The sequence below is a fragment of the Prescottella soli genome, assembly GCF_040024445.1.
Taxonomy (GTDB): Bacteria; Actinomycetota; Actinomycetes; order Mycobacteriales; family Mycobacteriaceae; genus Prescottella; species Prescottella soli.
On sequence record NZ_CP157276.1, the window covers coordinates 1,291,323 to 1,307,806 of the forward strand.

Here is a 16,484-nt window from a genome sequence, read left to right on the forward strand (position 1 = left end):
AACCCCTCGACGGGAAGCACTTTCAGCGCGTGCAGGCGTCCAGCGCGTCCTCGACATCGCCCGTGACGATCAGGCCGTCCAGCGCGCGCTGGGCGACGAAGCCCTGCGCCTTCAGGCCCTCGAGCCAATGCAGCAGCCCCCGGAAGTGGTCCACCGGATCGAGCATCACCACCGGCTTCTCGTGCATCCCGAGGTATCCCGCCGTCCACGTCTCGAACAGCTCCTCGAGCGTGCCGATGCCGCCGGGGAGGGTGACGAACGCGTCGGCGCGGTCCTCCATGATCCGCTTGCGTTCGCGCATCGTGTCGGTGACGATCAGCTCGTCCGCGTCGACGTCGGCAACCTCCCTGTGCACCAGCGCCTTCGGGATGACACCGATGGTCCATGCGCCGGCCTCGCGGGCCGCCTGCGCGACGGCACCCATCATCGAGACGTTGCCGCCACCGGAAACCAGTTGCCATCCACGGCGACCGATCGCGGCGCCCACCTCCGCGGCCAACTCCAGGAACTGCGCATCCACCGGACCCGATGCGCAGTACACACAGACGGCGAACTTCTCGCCGGACGTCTCGCCGCTCACCACTCGTCCTCGTCTCCCAGGAGCGCCGCCTCGTCCACGCCCTGCTGGGACTCGACGACGATGCGCACCACCTCGTCGATGCTGTCGGTGACGTGGATCAGATCGATGTCGCCGGGCGAGATCTTGCCGGTCGGTTCGATGACGCCGCGCAGCCAGTCCACGAGCCCGGACCAGAATTCGGTGCCGACCAGGATGATCGGGAACCGGGTGATCTTGCGCGTCTGGACCAGGGTCAGCGCCTCGAACAGTTCGTCGAGCGTGCCGAACCCGCCGGGCAGGCAGATGAATGCCTGCGAGTACTTCACGAACATCGTCTTGCGCGCGAAGAAGTAGCGGAAGTTGATACCGAGGTCGACCCAGTCGTTGAGACGCTGCTCGAACGGCAGCTCGATGCCGAGTCCGATCGAGTAGCCCCCGCTCTCGCTGGCACCGCGGTTCGCGGCCTCCATCACGCCGGGGCCGCCACCGGTGATGACCGCGAACCCGGCCTGCACGAGCGCGGCGCCGAGTTCGCGGGCCAACCCGTACTCGGCCGTCTCCTCGGACGTGCGCGCCGAGCCGAACACCGTGACCGCGCGCGGCACCTCCGCGAGCGCACCGAATCCTTCGACGAACTCGCTCTGGATGCGCAGCACCCGCCACGGGTCGGTGTGAACCCAGTCGGTGGGGCCGCGCTGATCGAGCAGTCGCCGGTCGGCCGTCGTGGCCTCTGCCTTGCGATCGCGCCGCAGCATGACCGGGCCGCGATGCTTCACCGAGGCGGTGCCTCGTCGGGCCGCCTCCCCGGTCTTCCTCTCTGGTGCCATGCGGCCAAGGCTAGGCGTTCACGAGCTCAGGTACCCACGCAGCACGCGCGTCACGTCGGTGATCTGGTGGACGGGGACGTGCTCGTCCCGCTTGTGGGCGAGGTTCGGGTCGCCCGGACCGTAGTTGACCGCGGGAATCCCCAGCGCCGAGAAGCGCGAGACGTCCGTCCAGCCGTACTTGGCACGGTACTGCCCGCCGGCCGCGTCGATCAGTGCCGCGGCCGCGGGATGCGACAGGCCCGGTAGCGCGCCCGCCGAACTGTCGGTGACCTCGAACCCCAGCTCGAGGCCACCCAGGGCCGACGGGGCGAAGATCTCCCGGACGTGGTCGATCGCCTGCTCGACGCTGCGGTCGGGGGCAAACCGGAAGTTGACGTCCATTTCCGCGACGTCGGGCACGACGTTGCCGGCGACACCGCCGGAGATCCGCACCGCGGACAGCCCCTCCCGATAGACGCAGCCGTCGATGTCGACCGACCGCGCCTCGTACGCCGACAGCCGCGCGAGCGCCGGCGCGAACTTGTGGATCGCGTTGTCGCCCAGCCACGAACGCGCCGAGTGGGCACGCGTGCCGGACGCCGTCAGCCGCACTCGCAGCGTGCCCTGGCAGCCGGCCTCGATGAATCCGCCCGTCGGCTCGCCGAGGATCGCGACGTCGGCACGCAGCCACTCCGGGAGCTCGCGCTCGATCCGGCCGAGTCCGTTGTACTGCGCCGCGATCTCCTCGCAGTCGTAGAACACCAGCGTCAGGTCGTGGGCGAGATCCGAGACGGTCGCCGCGAGGTGCAGGAACACCGCGTCGCCGGACTTCATGTCGACGGTGCCGCAGCCGTGCAACAGGTCGCCCCGCTCGTCGGACGTGCGGCGGCTGGGCACGTTGTCGGCGATCGGCACGGTGTCGAGGTGGCCGGCGAGCATGACGCGGCTGGGCAGCCCGCGGTTGGTGCGGGCGAGCACCGCGTTGCCGCTGCGGATCACCTCGAACCCCGAGGTCTGCTCCCGCAGCGCGGCCTCGACGGCGCCGGCGATGACGGCCTCGTCCTGTGACACGCTCGGAATGTCGACCAAGGCGGCGGTGAGATCGATGGGGTCGGCGTGCAGATCGAGAAGGCTCACCGCTCCAGACTAGGGCCAGCCGGGCTGCCACGGCCGACCGGTCGGAACGCATCCCCCGGGCCGCGATCGGCTCACCACATCCGGAGCGTGTCCGCCCACTCGCGTAATCTGTGCATCCGTGAGTGCACAGGGAGCATCAGCAGTAGGCGTCGCCAACGTGACCGAGTCCGGCACGGTTCTCGATACCTGGTACCCGGCCCCCGAACTGGGCGAGTACCAGGAGAACGGAACCGTCGCGCTCGAGGGCACCGACATCCCGTCGGACCTCGCGCTGCTCGCCGGCCACGACGAGGCGCGCGAGGTCAAGCAGGTCGTGGTGCGCACGACCATCGCCGATCTGTCCGCGGCGCCGGTGGACGCGCACGACGCGTACCTGCGCCTGCACCTGCTGTCGCACCGCCTGGTCGCGCCCCACGCGATCAACCTCGACGGCATCTTCGGTCTGCTGGCCAACGTCGTGTGGACCAACTTCGGCCCGTGCGCGGTCGACGGCTTCGAACTGGTGCGCTCGCGCCTGCGGATCCGCGGCCCGGTGACGGTGTTCGGCGTGGACAAGTTCCCGCGCATGGTCGACTACGTCGTTCCGTCGGGCGTCCGCATCGCCGACGCCGACCGGGTCCGCCTGGGCGCCCACCTGGCGAGCGGCACCACCGTCATGCACGAGGGCTTCGTGAACTTCAATGCCGGCACGCTCGGCAGCTCGATGGTCGAGGGCCGCATCTCCGCGGGCGTCGTCGTCGGTGACGGCTCCGACGTCGGTGGCGGCGCCTCGATCATGGGCACCCTGTCGGGCGGCGGCAAGCAGGTCATCTCGGTCGGCGAGCGCTGCCTGCTCGGCGCCAACGCCGGACTGGGGATCTCGCTCGGCAACGACTGCGTGGTCGAGGCCGGCCTCTACATCACCGCGGGCACCAAGGTCACCGGCCCCGACGGCACCGTCGTCAAGGCCGCGGACCTCAGCGGACAGTCGAACATCCTGTTCCGCCGCAACTCCGTCTCCGGCGCCGTCGAGGTGGTCCCGTGGAAGGGAACCGGCGTGGAACTGAACGCGGCACTGCACGCCAACGACTGATTCTCGGCTTGTGAGCTCCACCGAAACCCCAGTTCGATTAGGGCACGGCCTCAAGGTCCGTCATCTCACGATGATGGGCCTCGGGTCGGCAATCGGCGCCGGTCTCTTCCTGGGGACCGGCGTCGGGATCGCGAAGGCAGGCCCCGCGGTCCTCGTTTCCTACCTGATCGCCGGTTTCGTCGTGGTGTGCGTGATGCGCATGCTCGGCGAGATGGGCGCCGCTCTGCCTGCGAGCGGATCCTTCTCGCACTACGCGCGCATCGGCATCGGCGAGTGGGCCGGCTTCGTGATGGGCTGGCTGTACTGGTTCATGCTGATCATGGTCCTCGGCGCGGAGATCACCGGCGCGTCGGCGATCGTGAACGACTGGCTGCCCGGCGTGCCGCAGTGGGTGGTCGCGCTGGTGTTCGTGACGTTCTTCGCGGTCGTGAACCTCGCGAAGGTCAGCAACTTCGGCGAGTTCGAGTTCTGGTTCGCGGCGCTCAAGGTCGCCGCCATCATCGGCTTCCTCGTCGTCGGGGCGCTGCTCGTCTTCGGTCTGCTTCCCGGCACCGAACCGGTCGGGTTCACCCACTTCCTCGGCGACGGCGGGTTCATGCCCAACGGCTTCGCCGGGATCGCCGCGGGCCTGCTGGTCGTGGCGTTCGCGTTCGGCGGCATCGAGATCGTCACGATCGCCGCGGCCGAGTCCGAGCACCCCGAACGGTCGATCGCGACGGCCGTCCGCACCGTCATGTGGCGGATCAGCGTCTTCTACATCGGCGCGATCGCGATCATGGTCTTCGTACTGCCGTGGGACGACCCCGAACTCCAGAACGGCCCCTTCGTGGCGGTCCTGGAGAAGGCGAACATCCCGTACGTCTCCGGCCTCATGGAGCTGGTCGTGGTCATCGCGCTGCTGTCCGCGTTCAACGCGAACGTCTACGGCACCTCGCGCATGGCGTTCTCGCTGGCCCGCCGCAACGACGGACCGGCGGCGCTCGCGAAACTGTCGAAGTCCGGAGTCCCCACCAACGCGGTGCTGCTGTCGGTCTTCTTCGGTTTCGTCAGTGTCCTGCTGAACTGGCTGCTTCCCGATTCGCTGCTCGGCATCCTGCTCAACGCCGTCGGCGCGGCGCTGCTGGTGATCTGGGTGTTCATCGTGATCGCCCACCTACGGCTGCGGCCTCGCCTCGAGCGCGAGGGCAAGCTGACGGTCCGGATGTGGCTGTTCCCGTACCTCAGCTACCTCACCCTGGCACTGCTGGCCGGCTTCGTGGTGCTGATGGCGTTCGACAGCGACGCGCGTGAGCAGCTGATCTCCACAGCGGTGTTGTTCCTCGTGATCCTCGTCCTCGGGATGATCAATTCGCGGCGCCGCGCGCGCAAGACCGCGGCCGCGGTGGAGCCCACGAACTAGCCTCGCGCGGCGCTCACCCCGGCGCCGGCGGATCCTGTCGCGCGGGCGGTGTTCGCGTTTTCCGCGTGCGGCGCGGATTCACTTGTTAACCTCCCGCCGACAAATCGAGTCGACAAAGGGGCGCGAGTGACATCACGTAGGACCGTTCGGAGAGGGTGCGCCGTCACCGTGGCGGCCGCCGCGGTGTTCTCGGCGCTGGCCGGAACGCCGACCGCCGCCGCGACCCCGGCCGGGCTCGACGAGGTGCTGTTCGTCGGCAACAACTGGGAGGGCACCGCCGACGTCATCAAGTCGACCGGCAGCTACGACAAGCTCGGCCGGATCAACATGATCCCCGACAAGGACGAGCGGCTGCGCGAGATCTACCTCAACCCGGTCAAGCTCGCCTTCTACCTCGGCATCCGGGCGACGGCCGGCGAAGGGCACGACCAGTTCGTCGACGACATGTACACGACACCCGACGGATCCGCGGTGGTCGCGTCCCGGCCCAGCTTCGCCGACGTCGTCTCGATCGACCTGACCTCCGGCAAGATCAACTGGCGGTTCCCGGTGTCCGGCTTCCGCGCCGACCACATGGCCGTCTCCCCGGACGGCACCCGCGTCGCGGTCTCCGCCTCCACCAGCAACACCGTGCATGTCCTCGACATCGCCACGGGCACGCAGGTCGGATCGTTCGCGACGGGTGACAAGCCGCACGAGAACGTCTTCACGGACGGCGGCCGGTACCTGTGGAACATGTCGATCGGCGAGGTGAACACCCCGCTGGACGCACCGGAGCTGGACTTCACCAAGGGCGACCGCCGGATCACCATCGTCGACGCGCAGACCTTCCAGACCGTGAAGGTGATCAACATGCGTGATCGACTCGACGCGTTCGGGCGCAAGGACCTGTCCAACTCGGTGCGTCCCGTGGCCTTCAGCCCCGACGAGCGGACGCTGTACTTCCAGGTGTCGTTCTTCAACGGCTTCGTCGAGTACGACATCGCCGCAGACCGGATCACCCGCATCAAGGAACTGCCGAAGAACCCGGCCACCAACCCGGACCGCACCACCTGGGTCAACGACTCCCGGCACCACGGCATGTCGATCAACCGCGACGGCAGCAAGCTGTGCATCGCCGGGACGATGGACGACTACGTGACGACCGTCGACACCACGACGCTGCAGGAATCGGCCTTGGTCCCGGCAGGCAAGCCGTACTGGGCCACGGTCAACGGCGACGGCACGCAGTGCGTGATCTCCGAGAGCGCGAACGACACGGTCAGCGCGATCGACTTCGCGACCGGACAGAAGGTCGCGACGGTGCCGGTGGGAGACCACCCGCAACGGGTTCGTCTCGGTCACGTGCCGGCCGGGTGGACCGCGCCGACCGGCGGCGACGAGGGCGGAACCGGCAGCCTCGACTCGCTCGGCACCCCCGGGTCGTCCGGCAGCTCGGGATCGTGAGACGAGCCCCCTATCCTGTGTGTCGCTTCGCGAAACAGGCGTTCGGGGAGATGCGGGATAACGGGCACATCGGACGCTCCACCGGCGTAGGGTCGGCGGGAATCGACCCTCGCCAGTAGGAGATCCGTTGAGCTTCATCGTCGTCGAACGGCCGCGCGAGAACGTGGCACTGGTGACCCTCAATCGCCCGGAACGCATGAACGCGATGGCGTTCGACGTCATGATCCCGTTCCGGGAGTCGCTCGAGGCCATCAGCAACGACAACTCGGTGCGTGCCGTCGTGATCACCGGCGCCGGCCGGGGGTTCTGCTCGGGTGCCGACCAGACGTCGGCGGGCCCCATACCGCACATCGACGGGCTGACCCGCCCATCGATCGCGCTGCGCTCGATGGAACTGCTCGACGACGTCATCCTCACGCTGCGCCGCATGCATCAGCCGGTGATCGCGGCGGTGAACGGCGCCGCGATCGGCGGCGGCCTCTGCCTGTCGTTGGCCGCGGACATCCGCCTCGCGGCCCCCGAGGCGTACTTCCGTGCGGCCGGCATCAACAACGGCCTGACGGCGAGCGAACTCGGCCTCAGCTATCTGCTTCCGAGAGCGATCGGATCGTCGCGGGCATTCGAGATCATGCTCACCGGCCGCGACGTCGACGCCGACGAGGCCGCACGGATCGGGCTCGTGTCCCGCATCGTCGCCGGTGAGGATCTCCTCGAGGAGGCGTTCGACATGGCGCAGCGGATCGCGATGTTCTCGCGCCCGGGCGTCGAGCTCACCAAGCGCACCCTGTGGTCGAGCCTCGACGCGTCGTCGATGGCGCAGCACATGAACCAGGAAGGACTCGGCCAGTTGATGATTCGACTGATGACCGACAACTTCGAGGAGGCCACCCTGGCCCGGCGCGAGAAGCGGGATCCGATGTTCCGGGACACCCGCTAGGAGCTGTCGCGGCAGCCTCAGGCAGGTCCCAGTCAGATTGCATCCCCAGCTATCCGTTGACAGCCTAAGGCAACAGCCTTAATCTCGCGGTTGTGACTCAGACCCCCTCTCGCCAGGCCATGATCGACGCAGCCGAGAGGATCGTCGCCGAACGCGGGATGCCGGCGATGACACTCAAGGACGTCCAGCTCGCGGCCAACCAGGCGAACAAGTCCGCCGCGAAGTACCACTTCGGGTCGCGCGACGGGCTCATCGAGGCCGTCATCGAGTCCCGTATGGCACCCGTGAACACCCGCCGCCAGGAGTTGCTCGACGAGATCACCCGAGCCGGCGAACCGACCGTGCGCCGGGCCGTCGAGGCCCTCCTGCGACCGCTGGCCGCCGAGACGCTCGGACGCCCCGGCAGCCACTACGCCCGGTTCCTGGCCCAGACCATGCTCGATCCGGCGCTCGCGGACATCGTCCAGCGGCATCTTCGCGCCGAAAGCTACTGGTCGGCAAAGCAACTGATCATCGACCTGGCGCCGGTTCCGCGCGAGGTGGCGCTCTGGCGGGCCGACAACGTGATGATGCTCGGCATCGTCACACTTGCCGCCCGCGAGGGTCGCGACCGCACCGCGACCGAGGCATCGGCACTCATCGCCGATCTCATCGACACGTGCGTCGCCGTGCTCGAGGCGCCTTCCTCCACCCCCGTTCCGATCGACCACGATGAGAGCCGCACCGCGATTCCGAAGGAGTAACACCATGACCGCCACGTCCACTCCCCCGGCATTCCACACCTCAGTCGCACCGCGCCCGACCGATCCGCTGGCCGCGTTCGGCCCGCTCGTCGCACCGCGTCTGCCGGAATCGGTCGAGCAGCGCCCCTACGAGTTGTTCTCGCTCGCACCGGCGACTCCCACGATCGGGGCGGAGATCACCGGTCTCCGCCTCGGCGGCGACCTGCCCGACGACGTGCTGGCCGAGTTGCTCCGGGCGCTGCTGGAGTGGAAGGTGCTGTTCTTCCGTGACCAGGACATCGACCGCACCCAGCATCGCGCCTTCGCCGGCCGGTGGGGCGAGCTCGAGCAGCACCCGTTCTTCAAGTACACCCAGCCCGGCCAGAGTGATGCCGACGTCGCGACCCTCGCGAAGGATGCCATGGCCGTCGGTGTCGAGAACCTGTGGCACAACGACGTGACATGGCACGAGTTTCCTTCATTCGCAGCAGTTCTCCGCGCAGTCGAGGTTCCGGCGGTCGGTGGCGACACTCTGTGGACGGACACCGGTGCGGCGTACGACCTTCTGCCGGAGGACATCCGGGCGCGGATCGACCATCTCGAGGCCGAGCACGACTGGATCAACTCGTTCGGTCGGGGCATGCCGAAGGACGCCGTCGACATGCTGCGGCCCCATTTCCCCGCGGTGACGCATCCCGTGGTGCGGGTGATCCCGGAGACGGGTCGGCGCGTGCTCTTCGTGAACATCGGCTTCACACAACGCATCCTGGGAGTGTCCGAAGCGGAGTCGAACGAGCTGCTGACGATGCTCTATCGCCATGTCCAGCGGCCCGAGTTCCAGGTGCGGCTGCGGTGGCAGCCGAACACGATCGCGTTCTGGGACAACCGAGCGTGCCAGCACTACGCCGCGAGCGACTACTACCCAGCCCGTCGGGTCATGGATCGCATCTCGATCGTCGGCGACAGGCCTGTCGGCGTCCCGGCCTGACGCTCACGCGTCGTCGGGGCCGACCCGGACCACCAGCTTTCCGAAGTTCTTGCCGTGCAGCATTCCCAGGAAGGCCGCCGGAGCGTTGTCCAGTCCGTGTACGACGTCTTCCCGGTACTTCAGTCGTCCGTCGGCAATCCACCGGGAGGCGTCGCGTTCGAAGTCCGCGTACATCTCCTGCACGAACTCGGACTGGATGAAGCCGCGCACGGTCAAGCTCTTGGTGAGCACGAGCCCCATGAACGCCGGCAACCGGTCCGGACCCTCCGGCGCCGATGCCACGTTGTACTGGGACACCAACCCGCACACCGGGATCCGTGCGTACGAGTTGAGCAGCGGCAGCACCGCGGCGGTGACCGGGCCACCGACGTTCTCGAAGTAGACGTCGATGCCGTCCGGTACCGCCGCCTTCAGCCGCTCGGCGAAGTCCGGGGACCGGTGGTCGATCGCGGCGTCGAACCCTAGTTCGTCCCGGACGTACGAACACTTGTCCGGCCCGCCGGCGATCCCGACGGCACGGGCCCCGTGGATCCTCGCGATCTGGCCGACGGTCGACCCCACGGGCCCAGCCGCGGCGGCCACGACGACGGTCTCGCCCTCCTTGGGTTGCCCGATCTTCAGCAGGCCCGAGTACGCGGTGAACCCGGGCATACCGAGCACACCGAGCGCCGTGGACAGGGGCGCCCGGGACGGGTCGAGGACGCGCACGGCGTTGCCGTCGACCACGGCGTGCGTCTGCCAACCGGAGTACGCGAGAACGTAGGAGCCCGCGGCGATCTGCGGGCTCTGCGATTGCACCACCTGCGAGACCGCCGCGCCGACCATGACGTCGCCCACCTCGACCGGCGCGGCGTACGACTCGGCGGTGCTCATCCGTCCGCGCATGTACGGGTCGAGCGACAGGTAGACCGTGCGCAACAGCACCTGCCCGTCGGACGGGTCGGGCAATTCGACTGTCTCCGTACGGAAATTGTCCGAGGTGGGCTCTCCGTGCGGTCGCGAGGCGAGAACGATGCGGGTGCTCGTGACAGCGCTCATACCTCGACGGTACGCCGCTCGGTGCTCCCCGGGGATATGGTCACAGAGAACCGGCGGCCGTCCGATTCGGCCACGCCAGCGGAAGGAAGTTCATGACGGACATTCGGAAGGTCACTGTGCTGGGCGCCGGAGTTCTCGGTTCCCAGATCGCATTTCAGACAGCCTTCACGGGCTTCGACGTCGTCTCGTACGACATCGACGACAAGGCGCTCGAGGCGGCGCGCGGACGTTTCGCGGGCCTGGTCGACACCTATCGCAAGGAGGTTCCCGGCGCGGACGACGGCAGCGCCGCCGCAACGCCCGGCCGCATCACGCTGACGTCCGATCTCGACGCGGCGGTCGCAGACGCGGATCTCGTGATCGAGGCGATTCCCGAGATCCTCTCGCTCAAGCAGGACACGTACCGCCGGATCGGCAGCGCCGCGCCTGAGCGGACGATCTTCGCGACGAACTCGTCGACGCTGCTGCCGAGCGACCTCGCGGACGCCACCGGCCGCCCCGACCGGTTCCTGGCGCTGCACTTCGCGAACCGGGTGTGGAGTTCCAACACCGCGGAGATCATGGGCACCGAGCGGACCGATCCCGAGGTGTACCGGCGGGTGGTCGACTTCGCGACCGCGATCGGCATGGTGCCGATCGAACTGCACAAGGAGAAGGCCGGCTACGTGCTGAACTCACTGCTCGTGCCGTTCCTCAACTCGGCTGCGACCCTTGCGGCCGGCGGCTACGCCGAACCGGCCGACGTCGACAAGACCTGGAAGATCGCCACGGGCGCGCCTCTGGGACCGTTCCAGATCCTCGACATCATCGGCCTCACCACGCCGTACAACATCATGGCGCACGGCGACGCGGCCTCGCAGAAGCTGGCCGTGTGGCTCAAGGAGAACTACCTCGACAAGGGCAAGCTCGGCGTCGCGTCCGGCGAGGGCTTCTACCGCTACACGGACTGACGCGCGGTGCGCTCGCCGCGGGTTACGATGCCGGTGGTGTCGAATCCGCGGCGAGCAGCTTCTTCTGGACCTTGCCCATCGCGTTGCGTGGCAGCGACTCGACGATCCGCACCTCACGCGGCCGCTTGTGCACCGAGAGCTGCGATGCGACATGCTCGATCAGCGTCGCTTCGTCGAAGCCGTCACCGACGACGAACGCCACGATGCGCTGGCCGAGGTCGGTGTCCGGCAGCCCGACGACGGCTGCCTCTTTCACCCCCGGGTATCCGAGCAGCACCGTCTCGATCTCACCCGCGCCGATGCGGAAGCCCCCGGACTTGATCAGGTCGGTCGACTCCCGTCCGACGATGCGGTGAAACCCGCCCTCGTCGATGGCCGCGACGTCACCGGTCTTGAACCAGCCGTCGTCGGTCCATGCCTCCTCGGTCGCGTCGGGGCGGTTCAGGTAGCCGTCGAACAGCATCGGGCCGCGGACCTGCAGCCCGCCGATGCTCTCGCCGTCGTGCGGCACGTCTCCCCCGCGCTCGTCGCGCAGTCGCGTCTCCACCCCGCGCACCGGCAGCCCCACCCAGCCGGGGCGGCGCTCACCGTCGACACGGGTGCTGATCGTCAACATCGTCTCGCTCATGCCGTACCGCTCGATCGGAGTCAGTCCGGTGAGTTCCCGCATCCGCTCGAAGACCGGGACCGGCAGCGCGGCACTGCCGGACACCAGCAGTCGGGCGGTACCGAGCGCGCGGGCCGACTCTTCGTCCTCGACGATCCGCGACCACACGGTCGGCACCCCGAAGAACAGCGTGCCGCCGGCGCGGGCGGCGTCCGCGTAGGCCTTCGGCGTCGGCTTGACGGTGTGGATCAGTCGGCTACCCACCCGGAGTGCGCCCATCACCCCGAGGATCAGCCCGTGGACGTGGAACAGGGGAAGACCGTGCGCCAGCACGTCCTTCGACGTCCAGTCCCAGGCCTCGGCCATGGCGTCGACGCCCGCCGCGATGGCGCGGCGGCTGAGCAGTACCCCCTTGGGGGCGCCCGTGGTCCCGGAGGTGTACAGCACGAACGCGATCGACGACGGGTTCGGTTCCGGATGGGTGTGCCAGTCCCGGGCGTGCACACGCACCGGGACGACCGGCAGGGTGGTGTCGTCGGGGGCCTGACCGAGCCACGCCTGGGCTCCGGAATCGGAGAGAATGTGCTCGCGCTCGGCCGGGCCCGAATCCGGCGGCACCGGAACGACCGTGACGCCCGCGAGCAGGCTACCCACGATCGCGATGATCGTGGCGGGAGTCGGTGTCGCGAGGACCGCGACACGCCGCGCGCCACCGATTCGCTTGGCCAGCGCTCCGGCGGCACCGAGGATGTCGGTGCGCGAGAGGGTGGTATCGCCGATCCGGACGGCGTCGGGCATGTCGTCGCCGCGCGCGACGGCGAGGGGGTCGAGCGATGTCAGCAGCACGATGCTCACTGTCTCACACCGCCTGTCAGCGTCGCGTGAGCGTCGACCGCAGGAAGAACTTCAGGTTCGACGGCCGCTCCGCGAGTCGGCGCATGAAGTACCCGTACCACTGCACGCCGTACGGCACGTAGACCCGCACCCGGCGTCCGGCGTCGACCAGCCTCCCCTGTTCGAGGTCGCGGATTCCGAACAGCATCTGGTGTTCGAAATCTCGTGCTCCCCTGCCGGTTTCCGCGAGCAGTCCGTCCACCGAGCCGATGAGTGCCGGATCGTGGGTGGCGACCATCGGGTAGCCGTCGCCGCGCATCAGGATCGCCAGGCACCTCGCGTACGACGAGTCCACGTCGGCGCGGGACTGGAACGCCACCGACTCGGGCTCGCGGTAGGCGCCCTTGCAGAGCCGGATCCGCGAGCCCGCGCCCGCCTGGTCCCGGCAGTCGCCCTCGGTCCGCCGCAGGTACGCCTGAAGCACCGTGCCGAGAAACGGGAAGTCCGCGCGCAGCTCGCGCACGATCGACAGCGTCGAATCGGTCCGGGTGTGGTCCTCGGCGTCGACGGTCACCCACACCCCGTGCTCGTGCGCGGCCGCGCAGATCGTGTGGGCGTGATCGAGGGCGATCTTGTCCCCGTCCACCGGCAGCCCCTGCCCCAGCGCCGACAGCTTCACCGACACCTCCAGCGGGCGCACCCCGTCGGCACCGGCCTGCGGCAACCGCCCCAACTCGCCCAGCAACTCGAGGTACGCGACGACGGTGTCTCGGGCCTGACCGGCGTCCAGCGTGTCCTCGCCGAGGTAGTCGATGCTCACCGACCGCCCCGAGACGAGCAGGATCGACGCCGCGGCCATCGCGTCGGCGAGCGTCTCCCCCGCGACGAAGCGCCGCACGATCGACTTCGTCACCGGCGCCCGCGTCACCGCGTTCTTGACCCGGGTCGACCGCGCGGCCGCGAGGATCGCCGGCCGCAGCGGATTCGACAGGACGCCAGGCGTCATCGACCGCGCTCCGGCCCCATGTGCGGGTAGCGGTGATCGGTCGGCGGGACGAACGTCTCCTTGATCGTTCGCGCCGACACCCACCGCAGCAGGTTCAGCGGCGAGCCGGCCTTGTCGTTGGTGCCCGACGCCCGCCCGCCCCCGAACGGCTGCTGCCCCACCACAGCACCGGTCGGCTTGTCGTTGACGTAGAAGTTGCCCGCCGTGAAACGCAGCGCGGCCGAAGCTTGTTCGACGGCATCCCGATCGTTCGCGACGACCGCACCGGTGAGCGCATACGGCGCCGCGGTGTCGACCGCAGTGAGGACGTCGGCGAACGCGCCCGGGGCCGAGTCGTCGTACAGGTGCACCGAGAGGATCGGACCGAAGTACTCCTTCGCCAGCGCCTCGTCCCGGGGATCGTCCACGAGCAGCACGATGGGCCGCACGAAGTACCCGACGCTGTCGTCGTACTTGCCGCCGACCGCGATCTCCACCCCCGCGGCGCCCCGAGCGCGCTCGATCGCCGCGACGCTCTTGTCGTAGGCACGGCGGTCGATCAGCGCGCCACCGAAGTTCTCGAGATCGCCGACGTCGCCGTACGTGAGGGCGTCGACCTCGGCGAGGAACTGATCCTTCATCCCGGCCCACAGCGACCGCGGGACGTACGCGCGCGACGCGGCCGAACACTTCTGCCCCTGGTACTCGAACGCGCCGCGGATCAGGGCCGTCGACAGCACCGCCGGATCGGCCGACGCGTGGGCGACCACGAAGTCCTTGCCCCCGGTCTCGCCCACCAGACGCGGGTAGCTGCGGTAGCCCGCGATGTTGGATCCCACCTCGCGCCACAGGTGCTGGAACGTCGCGGTCGAGCCGGTGAAGTGGATCCCGGCCAGCCGCGGATCACGCAGCGCCACATCGGAAACCGCGAGACCGTCACCGGTGAGCAGATTGATCACTCCCGGCGGCAGCCCTGCCACCTCCAGCAGTCGCAGCGTCCAGTAGGCGGCGAGCGTCTGCGTCGGCGACGGCTTCCAGATCACCGTGTTCCCCATCAACGCCGGAGCCGTCGGCAGATTCCCGGCGATCGCGGTGAAGTTGAACGGGGTGATCGCGTACACGAACCCTTCGAGCGGCCGGTACTCGAGCCGGTTCCACACCCCCGGCGACGAGATCGGCTGCTCGGCGAGGATCTGCCGGGCGAAGTGCACGTTGAACCGCCAGAAGTCCACCAGCTCGCACGGGGCGTCGATCTCGGCCTGCTGCACCGACTTGGACTGCCCCAGCATCGTCGCGGCGGCCAACTTCTCCCGCCACGGCCCCGACAGCAGATCGGCGGCGCGCAGCAGGACCGCCGCCCGCTCGTCGAACGGCAATTCCCGCCACGCGGGGGCGGCCGCGGTCGCGGCGTCGATCGCGGCGCTCGCGTCGTCGTACGTCGCATTCGTGTAGGTACCGAGGATTGCGGAATGCCGGTGTGGTTGAACCACTTCCATCGGCTCCCCGGTGCCGTGGCGGTGTTCGCCGCCGATGACGTGCGGGATCTCGAGGACCGCGGACGAGTGGTCCGCCAGCGCCCTGGTCAATCGATCGCGCTCGGGGCTGCCCGGCGCGTAGGAGTGGACCGGCTCGTTGTACGGCGCCGGTACGTGCGTGACGGCATCCATGCTGCCCTCCTCAGCCAGAGCCAAGTGACTGCAACCAAGCTCAGGCTACGCCCGACACCGCCTCGCGCGTCCCGCAACAAGTGCGCGAAGCGCCCGATCCCGGGGCCCCACCCCCGCGATAAGTGCGCAAAACGCGAGAACCCGGGCTCGGCGCGCGCGACAAGTGCGCAAAACGCTAGAGCCCGGGTACTCCCGGTGTGGTCAGGACAGGCGCGCGGCCGCCGCCTCGATGCGCTCGTCCGACGCCGTGAGCGCAATCCGGACGTGCTTCTGACCGCGCGGGCCGTAGAAGTCGCCCGGTGCGACCAGGATGCCGCGCTCGGCGAACCAGTCGACGGTGGCGCGGCACTCCTCGCCGCGCGTCGCCCACAGGTACAGGCCGGCCTCGGAGTCGTCGACCGTGAAGCCCGCCGCGCGGACCGCGGCCAGCAGGACCTCGCGGCGCTCGCGGTACCGCTCGCGCTGCGCCTTCTCCTGGTCGTCGTCGGTGAGCGCAGCCGCCATCGCAGCCTGGATCGGCGTCGGCATCATCATGCCCGCGTGCTTGCGCACCTCGAGCAGTTCGGCGATCAGCGCGGGATCGCCGGCGAGGAACCCGGCCCGGTAGCTGGCCAGGTTCGACGTCTTCGACAGCGAGTGGATCGCGATCAGACCGGTGTGGTCGCCGCCGCACACACGCGGATCCAGGATCGACACCGCCTCGGCCTCCCAGGTCAGGCCCAGGTAGCACTCGTCGGACGCGACGATCGCGCCGCGCTCACGCGCGAACTCGACCACCTTGCGCAGGTGCTCGACGCCGAGCACCTTGCCGGTGGGGTTGGACGGCGAGTTGACGAAGATCAGTGCCGGCTTCTCCGGGCCCAACTGCGCGGTGCCGTCGGCGCGCAGCACCCGGGCACCGGCGAGCAGCGCGCCCACCTCGTACGTCGGGTACGCCACCTCCGGGATGACCACCAGGTCGTCCGCGCCCAGCCCGAGCAGGCTCGGCAGCCACGCGATGGCCTCCTTGGTGCCGATCACGGGCAGGATGGCCGCGGGATCGACACCGGTCATCCCGTAGCGGCGCCCCAGCGACGCCGCCGTCGCCTCACGCAGCGCATCGGTGCCGTGCGTCGTCGGATAGCCGGGCACGGCCGCCACCGACGACAGCGCCTCCTGGATGACCGGAGCCACGGGGTCGACGGGCGTCCCGACCGACAGGTTGACGATGCCGTCGGGATGCGCGGCCGCCTTCTCCTTCGCGGACGCGAGGGAATCCCACGGGAAGTCGGGCAGGGTCTTGGCTACAGAGATGCGCGGCAACTGATCTTCCTCGAAACCGTTCCGAATGGAACTCG

At 69.0% G+C, this 16,484-nt stretch carries 15 protein-coding genes; 7 read left to right on the top strand and 8 right to left on the bottom strand.

Features of this window, described 5'->3' with window-relative positions:
• Window positions 1–22: 22 nt before the first annotated feature.
• Genes ABI214_RS05990 through dapE form a run of 3 tightly spaced genes read right to left on the bottom strand, consistent with a single transcriptional unit; the run spans window position 23 to window position 2,502 of the window.
• Entirely contained in the window at window positions 23–580 is a 558-nt protein-coding gene (locus tag ABI214_RS05990; protein WP_408586054.1) for a TIGR00730 family Rossman fold protein, read from the bottom strand.
• Window positions 577–1,386: a TIGR00730 family Rossman fold protein gene (locus ABI214_RS05995; RefSeq protein ID WP_348607253.1), complete on the bottom strand. Its 810-nt coding sequence runs from the start codon at window positions 1,384–1,386 to the stop codon at window positions 577–579. Before ABI214_RS05995 ends, ABI214_RS05990 begins: the two co-directional genes overlap by 4 nt.
• An 18-nt stretch (window positions 1,387–1,404) precedes the next feature.
• On the bottom strand, window positions 1,405–2,502 hold the full coding sequence (dapE, locus tag ABI214_RS06000) for a succinyl-diaminopimelate desuccinylase (RefSeq protein ID WP_348607256.1): 1,098 nt from the start codon (window positions 2,500–2,502) through the stop codon (window positions 1,405–1,407).
• Window positions 2,503–2,620: 118 nt separating this feature from the next.
• Between dapE and dapD the strand changes: the two genes are divergently transcribed.
• From dapD to ABI214_RS06030, 6 genes are all read left to right on the top strand, one after another.
• The gene (gene dapD / locus ABI214_RS06005; RefSeq protein ID WP_348607259.1) at window positions 2,621–3,574 is read left to right on the top strand and encodes a 2,3,4,5-tetrahydropyridine-2,6-dicarboxylate N-succinyltransferase; all 954 of its coding nucleotides are present in this window, start codon (window positions 2,621–2,623) and stop codon (window positions 3,572–3,574) included.
• A gap of 10 nt (window positions 3,575–3,584) precedes the next feature.
• Window positions 3,585–4,973 (top strand): amino acid permease, encoded by a 1,389-nt coding sequence (locus tag ABI214_RS06010; RefSeq protein ID WP_408586051.1) that lies wholly within the window; start codon window positions 3,585–3,587, stop codon window positions 4,971–4,973.
• A gap of 126 nt (window positions 4,974–5,099) precedes the next feature.
• Complete coding sequence (locus tag ABI214_RS06015; RefSeq protein WP_348607262.1) at window positions 5,100–6,419, top strand: YncE family protein; 1,320 nt, start codon at window positions 5,100–5,102, stop codon at window positions 6,417–6,419.
• A gap of 127 nt (window positions 6,420–6,546) precedes the next feature.
• Window positions 6,547–7,356: an enoyl-CoA hydratase gene (locus ABI214_RS06020; RefSeq protein ID WP_348607265.1), complete on the top strand. Its 810-nt coding sequence runs from the start codon at window positions 6,547–6,549 to the stop codon at window positions 7,354–7,356.
• Between the two features lie 92 nt (window positions 7,357–7,448).
• A complete protein-coding gene (locus ABI214_RS06025; RefSeq protein WP_348607268.1) occupies window positions 7,449–8,099 on the top strand; it encodes a TetR/AcrR family transcriptional regulator in 651 nt (216 codons plus the stop codon).
• A 4-nt stretch (window positions 8,100–8,103) separates the two neighbouring features.
• Complete coding sequence (locus tag ABI214_RS06030; protein ID WP_348607271.1) at window positions 8,104–9,066, top strand: TauD/TfdA dioxygenase family protein; 963 nt, start codon at window positions 8,104–8,106, stop codon at window positions 9,064–9,066.
• A gap of 3 nt (window positions 9,067–9,069) precedes the next feature.
• On the opposite strand, the gene ABI214_RS06035 is transcribed toward ABI214_RS06030, so the two are convergent.
• A complete protein-coding gene (locus ABI214_RS06035) occupies window positions 9,070–10,104 on the bottom strand; it encodes an NADP-dependent oxidoreductase (RefSeq protein ID WP_348607274.1) in 1,035 nt (344 codons plus the stop codon).
• 92 nt (window positions 10,105–10,196) lie between these two features.
• On the opposite strand from ABI214_RS06035, the gene ABI214_RS06040 reads away from it, so the two are divergent.
• Window positions 10,197–11,054 carry a 3-hydroxyacyl-CoA dehydrogenase gene (locus ABI214_RS06040; protein WP_348607277.1) on the top strand — a complete coding sequence of 286 codons (858 nt, stop codon included), beginning with the start codon at window positions 10,197–10,199 and terminating at the stop codon, window positions 11,052–11,054.
• Between the two features lie 22 nt (window positions 11,055–11,076).
• On the opposite strand, the gene ABI214_RS06045 is transcribed toward ABI214_RS06040, so the two are convergent.
• The 4 genes from ABI214_RS06045 to dapC form a co-directional block, all read right to left on the bottom strand.
• Entirely contained in the window at window positions 11,077–12,507 is a 1,431-nt protein-coding gene (locus ABI214_RS06045; protein WP_348611312.1) for an acyl-CoA synthetase, read from the bottom strand.
• A 25-nt stretch (window positions 12,508–12,532) separates the two neighbouring features.
• Window positions 12,533–13,501 carry a proline dehydrogenase family protein gene (locus ABI214_RS06050; protein ID WP_348607280.1) on the bottom strand — a complete coding sequence of 323 codons (969 nt, stop codon included), beginning with the start codon at window positions 13,499–13,501 and terminating at the stop codon, window positions 12,533–12,535.
• Window positions 13,498–15,147, bottom strand: coding sequence for an L-glutamate gamma-semialdehyde dehydrogenase (gene pruA / locus ABI214_RS06055; RefSeq protein WP_348607283.1), 1,650 nt, complete (start codon window positions 15,145–15,147; stop codon window positions 13,498–13,500). The genes ABI214_RS06050 and pruA overlap by 4 nt, the downstream gene beginning before the upstream one ends.
• A 201-nt stretch (window positions 15,148–15,348) precedes the next feature.
• Window positions 15,349–16,449 (bottom strand): succinyldiaminopimelate transaminase, encoded by a 1,101-nt coding sequence (gene dapC, locus ABI214_RS06060; RefSeq protein WP_348607286.1) that lies wholly within the window; start codon window positions 16,447–16,449, stop codon window positions 15,349–15,351.
• Between the last annotated feature and the right edge of the window lie 35 nt (window positions 16,450–16,484).

What these genes read in the sequence shown, in the direction of transcription:
- pruA (WP_348607283.1), bottom strand. Translation starts at nt 15,147, where the DNA reads ATGGATGCCGTCACGCACGTACCGGCGCCGTACAACGAGCCGGTCCAC.
- ABI214_RS06030 (WP_348607271.1), top strand. Translation starts at nt 8,104, where the DNA reads ATGACCGCCACGTCCACTCCCCCGGCATTCCACACCTCAGTCGCACCG.
- ABI214_RS05995 (WP_348607253.1), bottom strand. Translation starts at nt 1,386, where the DNA reads ATGGCACCAGAGAGGAAGACCGGGGAGGCGGCCCGACGAGGCACCGCC.
- ABI214_RS06040 (WP_348607277.1), top strand. Translation starts at nt 10,197, where the DNA reads ATGACGGACATTCGGAAGGTCACTGTGCTGGGCGCCGGAGTTCTCGGT.
- ABI214_RS06050 (WP_348607280.1), bottom strand. Translation starts at nt 13,501, where the DNA reads ATGACGCCTGGCGTCCTGTCGAATCCGCTGCGGCCGGCGATCCTCGCG.
- ABI214_RS06035 (WP_348607274.1), bottom strand. Translation starts at nt 10,104, where the DNA reads ATGAGCGCTGTCACGAGCACCCGCATCGTTCTCGCCTCGCGACCGCAC.